The sequence below is a fragment of the Butyrivibrio sp. VCB2006 genome, from assembly GCF_000420945.1.
GTDB lineage: Bacteria > Bacillota > Clostridia > Lachnospirales > Lachnospiraceae > Butyrivibrio.
Window position 1 is genome coordinate 17,314 of sequence record NZ_ATVX01000025.1, and the last position, 10,214, is coordinate 27,527.

Genomic DNA, 10,214 nt, shown 5'->3' on the forward strand with positions numbered 1-10,214 from the left:
AAATGAAACCAGTTATTTCGGTGGCGATAGCCACCTATAACGGAGAAAAATTCATACTTGAGCAGCTTGAGTCTATCATTAGACAGACCAGAAAGGTTGATGAGATTATCATCCATGATGATATATCCAAGGATCAGACTGTAGCGGTAGTTAATGACTACATTAAGAGCAATAACCTGGAAGGTTTAATAAAGATAACTGTTAATGAGAAGAACCTCGGATATGCGTCAAATTTTATAAGCGCACTCAGAGAGACAAATGGGGACTACGTTTTCTTTTGTGATCAGGATGATATCTGGATTGATACCAGAGTAGAGGAAATGATAGGAGTCATGGAGAATAACCCTGAAATTGGGCTTCTGGGTTCTGAATTTGAACCATTTAAATGCTCTGAAGATGCTCCTGATGTTCCCAAATGGGAACTCGCAAAGTTCAAAAATGACGGAAGTGTTGAAAGATTAACATTTAATTCGGAAAACATCTTTATAGGTTGCCAGGGATGCACGATGGTTATGCGCCGAAACTTTATGGATGCTATAGACAGTTTTTGGTATGAGGGATGGGCTCATGATGAGTATGCCTGGAAACTGGCACTCTCTATGGATAGGTTGTTTTTTTACCATAAAACTACTCTTAAAAGAAGACTGCATTCAAATAATGTAACTCTTCACAAAGAGCATAAAAATGAGCAAAGACTTAAGTATTTATATGATTTGAAAAAAAGTCATGAGCAGACCTACTGGTTTATTCAGGAGTATCTAAAAAATGAAAAAGATAAACTGAATAAGGGAAAATTGCTAAAGAAACATATTAAAGCTACAGAATTAAGAATTGCGCTTATCGAGAACAGAAAACTGGTAAATAGCGTTTTACTACTGGCATATACTGATTGTTATCATAAGAGACGCTCAATTCCGGTTGAACTAATGATGGCTATCAGATAATTGGGATATACGGATGACAGTAATTAAGAGTGAAATTGCAAAAGTTAATACCGAGAAAAGCAAATATCTAAAGGCTCCCAGAGAGAAGACTATTTTCTATAGAGTAGCCGTATTTTATCTGTTTGCTCTTTATATAATGCCTCAGTATTTTGGCATTCCGAATCCGATTTTTGATTTAACTACGGTTCGAGTTGGAATTATATTTTTATTGATATTCATTATCTGTGACTATGACAGATCCGTGGATTTTGTATCAATGATCAAGCAAGAGAAAATGTCTTTAGTTCTTTTGCCGTACATGTTTGTTTTGATATATACCATGGTACTTCGTGCAGATATAAACGCGTTTCTTAATCCGTTTATTGAGATACTTGAGATGTATCTTATGATTTACGTGATACGGGATAGTTTAGGAGTGGACAGAGCATATAAGCTTGTTTTAGGCTTCTTAACCACTCTTATTATTTTGGGCTTTTATGAATCATTTACTCATAAATCACCTTTTTTTGTGTTGATGACTATTGACAATCTCCCCATCGAGGCATTTGTAAGAGGCGGACATTACAGAGTTATGAGTAGTTGTGTCCATTCGTTGGGATATGGACTTTTGTTGATTGCGGCAATGCCATTTGTGGGTTATGACGTAGAAAAAAAGGAATATAACATTCTTCGAAGACCGCTGCTATTAATAGGAGTTATTGTGAATATATTCATGACGGGCTCCAGATCCAGTCTTGGAATTATGTTCGGAGAGCTTTTTCTCATGCTGATACTATCTGAGAGAAAGTATTTCAGACAGAATATGTTTTACCTAACTACTTCGATAACATTATTCGCAATTGTTGTTTTTGCTCTTCAGAAAACTTCTTTTGGTGAATATGTGCTGCTTCAGCTGACTAGTGTAATTGACTCAGTGTTCGGAACAACCTACTCAATCAAGTATGGTGCAGATATGATGGCGCTAACCAGTAGCTCGGCATATAGAGATCAGCTTAAAGGTATTTTTAGAGTTACATGGCTCAACCCTATCCTTGGATATGGAAGAAAAAGAGCTTTCTCAGGTGTTGTAGAGGGGCATGTTATTAAATCGATTGATAATTACTATATTGCTGAGTATATCAGATATGCCTATCCAGGTATGTTTGCTTATATTTTTTTCTTGGTTTATATGGGAATAAAGATGCTTGTAGATATGTACCGGACAAGATCTGCACTTATAAGAGCCATGTTTATTGCAGGTGTCTGCTATGCATTACATTTATATATCGCAGATTCACTACAGACACTTAAGTATTTGTACATCATTATTGCTTTCTATCTATGCGCCGACAAAACGCCTTACGTTCCACCAGAAGGAAAGAGTAAGTATATAGGCAAAAGGGTATCTAAATATGTCAAAAAGTGACAATAAGCTAATAAACCGTATCAAAGACCATATGCTTTTGGGAACTATATATGATCAGATTATGCTCAAAGTTAAGTATAACGATGAGAAAACACACTTCCTGTATGGAGTTATGGCTGGTCAGAAACATCGTATGATATATTATCGCAGGTACAAGAAGAAGTATTTGAAAAAGTGCACTGCAGATAGGCCATGGGAATCATTACCTAAGAAGCAAAATAATGATACCGTGTGGATAATGTGGCTTCAGGGACTAGAAAATGCGCCGGAAATAGTTCAAAAATGTATAGAAAGTCAAAAGAAGATCATGCCTGAAAAGACCTTCGTTATTATAGATGAGAATAATTATAGTCAATACGTTACTCTTCCGGACTTTATTATCAGGAAAAGAGAACAAGGGATTATAACAAATGCCTTGTTTTCAGATATTATGAGGCTTGAACTACTTAATAAGTATGGCGGATATTGGATTGATGCATCGGTTTATATGACAGATGATGTTCTTCTAAGGGATATTGAGGATTTACCCTTGTTTATGTTTAGTTTCTATTATTTTGGATTTAATCCGGAGATTATGGAACTTAACAGTTGGTTTATCCATAGTACAACCAATAACAACCTGTTATGCCTACTACAAAAAATGTTATACGAATACCTTAGAGATTATGATTATATTTCTAATTACTATATCTTGCATATTTTGGGTAGCGTAGCCAATGACTATTATCAGGATGAATATAATGCAATTCCGGTTGTAAGTCAGGTAGATTCTCATGTATTGGCTACATATATATATGATGATTTCGATAGGAAAAAGTATGATATTTTGAAAAAGCGAATCGGAATCCATAAGCTAAGTATTAAATTTGATCAGGAAAAGCTTAAAAAGAAAGGAACGTTCTACGATGTTGTCATCAATGAAGCAAACTACTAATTCTAACGACATAAAGAACATTGAACCAGCAGGTGGGGATAGAATTCCCAAGATTATTCATTACTGTTGGTTCGGCGGAAAACCTCTTCCCAAGGATTTGCAGGATTGTTTGGACACCTGGGAGAAGCTTCATGGCTATACTGTTATGAGGTGGGATGAAAGCAATTGTTCTTTTGATGAAAATGAATTTGTTCGCAATACCTTCAAGGACAGACAACTCGGATTTATTGGTGATTATTACAGACTGAAAGCAGTATATGAATATGGCGGAATATATTTAGATACTGATGTAAAAATAAACAGAAGCTTTGATAAATTGCTCAAGCATAAATGCTTTTTGAACTTCATTTTTGATTGCTCCATAGGAACAGCAATTATTGGTAGTCAGAAAGGCAATCCTTTTATCAGGGGAATTATGGATATGTATGACAATACAATCATTCTTCCTAAAACAGAGGAAAAAGGAAAAGTATTTGAGTGGAAAGACGGTAAGCTACTGGTTCATGGCTATGCAACAAGTAATTATTACTACACTTATTATATTTTGAAGCATTATCCAAAGTTATTGCTGAATAACAAGTTTCAGGATATGGGGGATTTTGTTATTTATCCTAAGGAGCTGTTTGAAATCGGGACAATAACAAAAAGACATTACGCTATCCATTTAAATGCCGGTGAGTGGCGAACCAAGGCTGATGATAGTGATAGCTTCAAAAATAAGATCAAAAATATCCTAAAGAAAAATGAAACTGTATATGATTTTATGCAGGTTTTGGTGAGAAAAAAGAGATACAGGTTACTAAATAGGAATATTCCATTTTATGAGTATTCTTTAGCTCAGAAAAATGGAGGCACTTTACCGGAGTTATGATAAATGTCCAGTTACTATATAGAAGAACTTCAGGATATGCTTGTTGAACAGACAAGTGGAATACGGATAATAGATATTTACATGATATTTATTATGGGGGCGCTGCTCATATTGGTGCCCGGATATGTGGTGCATATAAAAAAAGACATTCCGTATAGAAGGGTTATTCACTTATATTTTGTGATTGTATGTGCGTTAAATATACTTCTTATTACTGTATTTAGACGTGATGCCGGTTCTAAATCCGGCAATGTTGTTTCTTACTTTGATTTTGGGTCCTTGCAAGGAAGCAAGAGAGCAGTACGACAAATGATATACAGTGTGTTGAACGTGCTTTTATTTGTTCCATGGGGCGTTCTTGTACAGTTGTTTTGGAAAGAGGAAAAGTTTTTTAAAAGAATAGTAATGTCTGCGCTTATGGGTTTTATATTTAGCGCTTCTATTGAGATTATTCAACATATTACCAAAACAGGAGTATTTGAAATTACAGACTTAGCAACTAATGTCAGCGGAACGGTCCTGGGTGCGATTCTGGGAACCGTGCTGACAATGATTATAATGAGGTTTACCAAAAAAAATGAACTCAAATAAGAATGATAAAAAATTAAGTAAAAAAGATTTAATAATAATACTTTTGTCAGTAGTTTCTCTGGCATTTCTGGTATTGATTATTTATATGTCCAACAAACGTGATGCCATGGTTTCAGAGTATCTTGAAAAAGATAAGGATATTACGACTGATGATGTTGTGCTCACACTAAATGGTGGAGCAGAAGTATATATGGATATCACGGAGATAAGCGGTGATAAATGGATTGAGCTTCATAACAATGGTGCTGAGACAATTGATCTTTCAGGAATGACAGTGTATGTGGGGGATGAGAAGGCAGCTACAGTAGAAGAAGGAGTAGAACTTGAGAAAAACAGTTATCTTGCAGTTGAACTAAGTGTCAATCCGGGAGCGGCAGAGTCTAATGTTGTATCTATAAAGAGTCCTGAGGATAAATTCATAAAGACTATGCTTATTCCGAAATTGTCGGCTTCGCAGAGTTATGGTATTGCGGATGAAAAGACTAATACATGGGGCTACATTACTCCATCTAAGGAAGCCTCCAATGAGGGCACAGAGGTTGAATATGTCAAGTATGATGGAATAGCTCTTTCTGCCCCGGGGGGATTTTACAGTGAAGCATTTAATCTGATACTGTCTGCTGATGATGGTGAAGTCATTTACTATACTATAGATGGCAGTGATCCCAATACTGAGTCAACCTTGTACGATGGTGCTATCAAGATTTTTAACAGGTCTGGTTCTGGGTATGAATACCTGGAAGCTGCAATGGGTTATTCAAGGGGGAAGAATTATTTCCCAAGTAGTATTGATACCGGAATCGTTGTAAAAGCTATAGCGGTAGATGCTTCGGGTAATGTTACAAAAGAAATTAATCAGGCATATTTTATTGGATTGGCTAGAGATAGTGACTATGTAAATCTTCCGGTTTTGGAGATTACTACGGATCCTTACAATTTGTATGATTATGAAAACGGTATATTTATCGCTGGAAAAACATATGAAGATGCATTGATTCAGGGAATTGGTGCGGGAAAGGCCAATTATAGGAATTCTTGGGGCAAGAATGCCAGAATAGAATACTACGAATCAGATAAGGGCAAGTCCTTCGAAGCAGATGTTCAGCTAATGGTTAGACCGGATGCTCAGGCTGATAATAAGCAAAAAAATCTAGTGCTAGAGATGGATGGAAGTGATTATACAAGCTATGAAGGCGCATCTATTCTCGACTATATTTCTTCAGATGGCAGACTGAATGTTTACCAATACAAAGATGATAATAATTTGAAGATCAGAAATGCTATTATTTCTTCATTGGCTGCTAATACTGATGTAGGAATGATGCAGGTCGAGCCTTGTTCTGTATTTATAGACGGAGTGTATTGGGGAGTATATGCAATTCAAGCACCGTACAATGCTAAACTAATTGAAGATAGGTATAATGTTTCGGCGTCAGATGTGACAATTCATGAAGATAATGTCTATAATTCTTCCTTTAACAGATTCTATGAGTATGTGACAACTACAGATATGTCAATCGATACTAATTATGAGAATCTTAAAACTATGCTGGATGTAGATAATTATATTCAGTACATTTGTCTAAACTTATATGTGGGAAATTCTTCCTTCTATCCTGAAAGAGGAACCTGTTGGAGAACAATTAGTACTGGTGGAAAAGGCTATGCAGATGGCAAGTGGAGATTCTTGTGTTCGGACATGGTAGATACTCTTAACAGAACTGGCTTGCAAACTCCTACGATTAATACATGCCTGCAGAATGGTATTCAGGGTGACAGAATGCTGCAGTCACTATTGATGAATAAGGATTTTTGCCAGCAACTGACAAAGACTATGGATAACATGGCGGCAGAAGTATTTACTGAGGATAACTATACTACAAGCATTGATAAGTATTCTGAACTTATGAAGAAGCCGGCACTGGCGTCCTATAAAAGATTTTATGGAGTGATGTCAGATAGCGCATTTAATACAGGTGTTGCTAATATTAAAGCCTTTTTTGCCAAGAGAGCTGATTGGATAACAAGATATACCAGAGAAATGGCAGAACAAGGTGGCAACCTTGCTAAAGCTCGTGAACTAGCTCAGGAGATGGGCGAAGAGGGTACCGTGTTGGAAGAAGCTTCTGAGGCAGAAGATATAGAGGATTTGGTTGAACCGGACCAGAACGAAGAAGTGGAAAACGGGGGAGAAAATAACAATGGCTGATCATATAGCTATTAGAAAATACTCAAGAGAATTAATATTGGCAACCTTTGAGAAAAGAGAGCCGTATGCCATACCTGAGGGTATGACAATTGAAGATGTTTTTGATATTGGAATCAAGGGCCAGATGCAATACCTTATTATGAATTCGATGTTGAAAATATCAGAAGGAACTGAGGAGTATCAGTTCATAAAAGGAACCCTGGCCCAGAGTACATTTAGAACCTTTGTGCAGATGATGTCTGCAAGGGAAATAACCAAGGCATTTGAAGAAAACGGAATCAGACACCAGATTTTAAAAGGCGCTGTAACAAAGACTATATATCCATCTCCTGAGATGAGGGAAATGAGTGATATTGATCTTGTTGTATATGATGAAAGCCTTGATAAAGCAGCTGAAGTCATGGAAAAGCTTGGCTTTAAAAATAACGGTCTTATTAAACATCATATGATTTTTACCAAGGATCCAGGGGTACTGGTTGAGGTTCACTGGACATTATTTGATCAAAATGCAGACAAGGCGCAGCATCTATATTTTAAGGATTTAAGAGCTAATCTTGCAGTCGGTAAAAAATATACGTATGAATTTAGTAAAGAAGATTTTTATGTATATATGATTGCGCATATGGCAAAGCACTTCTTTGAGACAGGATGCGGTATTAGAAATCTCCTGGATATTTATATCTATATCGGCAAATATGGTGATGAGCTGGATGAAGCATATCTTGAAAAAGAATTATCAAAATGTGGGATTCTGGATTTTGAAAAGAATATGCGTGAATTGGCTTTTATATGGATGGAGGATAGAGACTGCTCACAGTTCTATGAGAATCTGTTTGCTTATATGGTTGATAGCGGTATTTATGGCAAGACAGAGAATGGCGTATGGAGCCAGCTAGCTAAAGAAACAGCAGATTGTAACAACAGCATTAAACTCCACTACTATTTTCCTTCTATGAAATTTATGGTTGAAAAGTATAAATGGCTTGAGAAAGCTCCATTTTTACTTCCGCTGGCATGGATTATTAGGGGCGTTAGCGGAGTATGTAATAAAAAATCAAGAGATCACAGAAAACAGATAGAGAATGCTGATGACGAGAAGGTAAAGGTGATGCTTGATATGTATCACAGGCTGAATCTTAACTTTAGAAGATGACGGAATTATGGATAAAATCGATTTAATAGTACCATGGGTCGATGGAAACGATCCTAAGTGGCTTGAAGAGAAAAGAAAATATGATGGTAGTGTGATTGATGACAATAGTAATTCCAGCCAACGCTACAGGGACTGGGATCTCATGCGCTACTTTTTCAGGGGAATTGACAAAAATATGCCTTGGATCAACAAGGTTTTTTTTGTGACCTGGGGACACGTTCCTGATTGGCTTGATGTTGATAGTCCAAGGCTTCGTATAGTTAAGCATACAGACTATATTCCTGAGAAATATTTACCTACCTTCAATTCTAATGTTATAGAGCTTAATTACCATCGTATCGAAGATTTATCTGAGAACTTTATTTTGTTCAATGATGACTGCTTTGCTGTTGACCAGGTGAAACCTGAGTTTTTCTTCAAGAATGGTAAACCTTGTGATATGCTTGTAGCCAAAACCTTGGTTAATTATGACCTTAACGCCTATATATGGCACACAGTATTAAATGATATGGGAATAATTAATAACTTAAACTTCGCACATAAAAAGTGCGCTAGAACCTTGAAAATTCAATAAAAACCGGCATTTAAAAAGGCGAGAAGCCTCTATATTTGGTATAATTTAAGTACCACCAAAAATCATCCAAAAGGAGACTCACGCCTTGTCTAAAATTATATCACAGAATGACTTCGATTCTAAGCAGAATGCTGATTCAATCAGAATCTTTTTTGAGAGATTCCGAATTTCATCAATACTAAAAGCATCAAATGTCAGGAAGACAAAAGGCATAGCCCCTGCGCAGATACTGATGTATGCCTTTGCGCTGGTTTTCAAAAATAAGTCCATGTACATGGATATGCTTCTTGGCAGCAATACTGCCACTTTTGCAAAGGACACGTACTACCGGTTCATGAAGAGCATCAGTATCAACTGGATTCGCTTTACAACACTTCTTGCATCAAATATATGCAGGGATGTTATTGCTCCTGCAACTTCAGAGGATAGGGTAAATGCCCTCATAGTTGATGACTCAATCTTCTCAAGAGCTTGTTCGAAGAAAGTGGAAATGCTATCCAAAATCTATGATCATGCAAACAAGAAATTTCTTTATGGATTCAGAATGCTCACTCTTGGATGGACTGATGGCAATACATTCCTACCAGTGAACCAGATCCTGCTGTCATCTTCAAACGAGAACAAACTTATCAGCAGCAATGATGTCGACCGCAGGAGCAATGGATTCAAGCGCAGAAAGCTTTCTGTGATGAAGGGTACAGACGCAATGATCGAACTGATCAAAGAAGCCAGAAAAGCTATGATACCTGCTGATTATGTCCTTTTTGATACATGGTTTGCTTCTCCTAAAACACTGACAGCTGTTGAAAGACTCGGTTACGATGTGATTGCAATGATCAAGCGTTCTGACAAAATGTCTTTCATCTACAGAGGCGGGAAGTATACTTTGAAAGAACTCTACAAAATGAACCGCAAGCGTCGTGGCAGATCGAAATATCTTCTCTCTCTGGTAGTTGAAATTCAGAAGGACGACCGCAAGATTCCTGTAAAAATCGTATTTGTTAGAAACAGATCAAACAGAAAGGACTATCTGTGTCTTATCTCAACAGACTACAACATCGATGAAGAGGAGATGATCCGCATTTACTCAAAACGCTGGAAAATCGAGGTGTTTTTTAAGGTATGTAAGAGCTACCTCAAGCTAGCTAATGAGTGCAGATCGCTTTCGTATGATGCAATGACGGCGCATACAGCTGTCGTTTTTGCCAGATACATGATGCTTGCTGTGGATAATAGGGAATCTGAAGATCCTCGCACATTGGGCGAGCTGTTCACTTATTTTGTAGATGAGCTTGCAGATGTCACTTTTGTTCAGGCATTCAGGATGATCATGGAGCTGTTCTCCGATATGATGGCAGAAAGATTTGAGCTTGGAGAAGAAGAAATATCATCAATGATCGATACTTTCATTTCTGCACTGACACCATCCATGCAGCGACAGCTACAGGTTTCATGATGGTACTTAATTGCCAATTTTTATTGAGTTTTCAAGGTTCGAATGCAGTTTTAGAACTGCGAAGTTTCAGTTAATAA

General features: G+C 37.0%; 9 protein-coding genes. All 9 read left to right on the top strand.

The features are described from left to right. Positions 1 to 2: 2 nt before the first annotated feature. The 9 genes from G613_RS0116610 to G613_RS0116650 all read left to right on the top strand — a co-directional run bounded on the left by G613_RS0116610 (position 3) and on the right by G613_RS0116650 (position 10,137). On the top strand, positions 3 to 944 hold the full coding sequence (locus G613_RS0116610; RefSeq protein ID WP_029233674.1) for a glycosyltransferase: 942 nt from the start codon (positions 3 to 5) through the stop codon (positions 942 to 944). Positions 945 to 957: 13 nt separating this feature from the next. Then, positions 958 to 2,349, top strand: coding sequence for an O-antigen ligase family protein (locus tag G613_RS0116615; protein WP_029233675.1), 1,392 nt, complete (start codon positions 958 to 960; stop codon positions 2,347 to 2,349). After that, complete coding sequence (locus G613_RS0116620) at positions 2,336 to 3,283, top strand: capsular polysaccharide synthesis protein (RefSeq protein WP_029233676.1); 948 nt, start codon at positions 2,336 to 2,338, stop codon at positions 3,281 to 3,283. Before G613_RS0116615 ends, G613_RS0116620 begins: the two co-directional genes overlap by 14 nt. After that, the gene (locus G613_RS18910; protein ID WP_196805078.1) at positions 3,267 to 4,154 is read left to right on the top strand and encodes a glycosyltransferase family 32 protein; all 888 of its coding nucleotides are present in this window, start codon (positions 3,267 to 3,269) and stop codon (positions 4,152 to 4,154) included. The genes G613_RS0116620 and G613_RS18910 overlap by 17 nt, the downstream gene beginning before the upstream one ends. Positions 4,155 to 4,190: 36 nt before the next feature. Continuing rightward, the gene (locus tag G613_RS18915) at positions 4,191 to 4,745 is read left to right on the top strand and encodes a VanZ family protein (RefSeq protein WP_196805079.1); all 555 of its coding nucleotides are present in this window, start codon (positions 4,191 to 4,193) and stop codon (positions 4,743 to 4,745) included. After that, positions 4,732 to 6,954 (top strand): CotH kinase family protein, encoded by a 2,223-nt coding sequence (locus G613_RS0116635; RefSeq protein WP_029233679.1) that lies wholly within the window; start codon positions 4,732 to 4,734, stop codon positions 6,952 to 6,954. Before G613_RS18915 ends, G613_RS0116635 begins: the two co-directional genes overlap by 14 nt. Further along, the gene (locus G613_RS0116640) at positions 6,947 to 8,107 is read left to right on the top strand and encodes a nucleotidyltransferase domain-containing protein (protein ID WP_029233680.1); all 1,161 of its coding nucleotides are present in this window, start codon (positions 6,947 to 6,949) and stop codon (positions 8,105 to 8,107) included. The genes G613_RS0116635 and G613_RS0116640 overlap by 8 nt, the downstream gene beginning before the upstream one ends. Before the next feature lie 7 nt (positions 8,108 to 8,114). Beyond that, on the top strand, positions 8,115 to 8,681 hold the full coding sequence (locus G613_RS0116645) for a stealth family protein (protein WP_029233681.1): 567 nt from the start codon (positions 8,115 to 8,117) through the stop codon (positions 8,679 to 8,681). An 85-nt stretch (positions 8,682 to 8,766) separates the two neighbouring features. Then, on the top strand, positions 8,767 to 10,137 hold the full coding sequence (locus G613_RS0116650; RefSeq protein ID WP_029232373.1) for an IS4 family transposase: 1,371 nt from the start codon (positions 8,767 to 8,769) through the stop codon (positions 10,135 to 10,137). Positions 10,138 to 10,214: the final 77 nt, after the last annotated feature.

What these genes read in the sequence shown, in the direction of transcription:
- G613_RS0116610 (WP_029233674.1), top strand. Translation starts at nt 3, where the DNA reads ATGAAACCAGTTATTTCGGTGGCGATAGCCACCTATAACGGAGAAAAA.
- G613_RS0116615 (WP_029233675.1), top strand. Translation starts at nt 958, where the DNA reads ATGACAGTAATTAAGAGTGAAATTGCAAAAGTTAATACCGAGAAAAGC.
- G613_RS0116620 (WP_029233676.1), top strand. Translation starts at nt 2,336, where the DNA reads ATGTCAAAAAGTGACAATAAGCTAATAAACCGTATCAAAGACCATATG.
- G613_RS18910 (WP_196805078.1), top strand. Translation starts at nt 3,267, where the DNA reads ATGAAGCAAACTACTAATTCTAACGACATAAAGAACATTGAACCAGCA.
- G613_RS18915 (WP_196805079.1), top strand. Translation starts at nt 4,191, where the DNA reads ATGCTTGTTGAACAGACAAGTGGAATACGGATAATAGATATTTACATG.
- G613_RS0116635 (WP_029233679.1), top strand. Translation starts at nt 4,732, where the DNA reads ATGAACTCAAATAAGAATGATAAAAAATTAAGTAAAAAAGATTTAATA.
- G613_RS0116640 (WP_029233680.1), top strand. Translation starts at nt 6,947, where the DNA reads ATGGCTGATCATATAGCTATTAGAAAATACTCAAGAGAATTAATATTG.
- G613_RS0116645 (WP_029233681.1), top strand. Translation starts at nt 8,115, where the DNA reads ATGGATAAAATCGATTTAATAGTACCATGGGTCGATGGAAACGATCCT.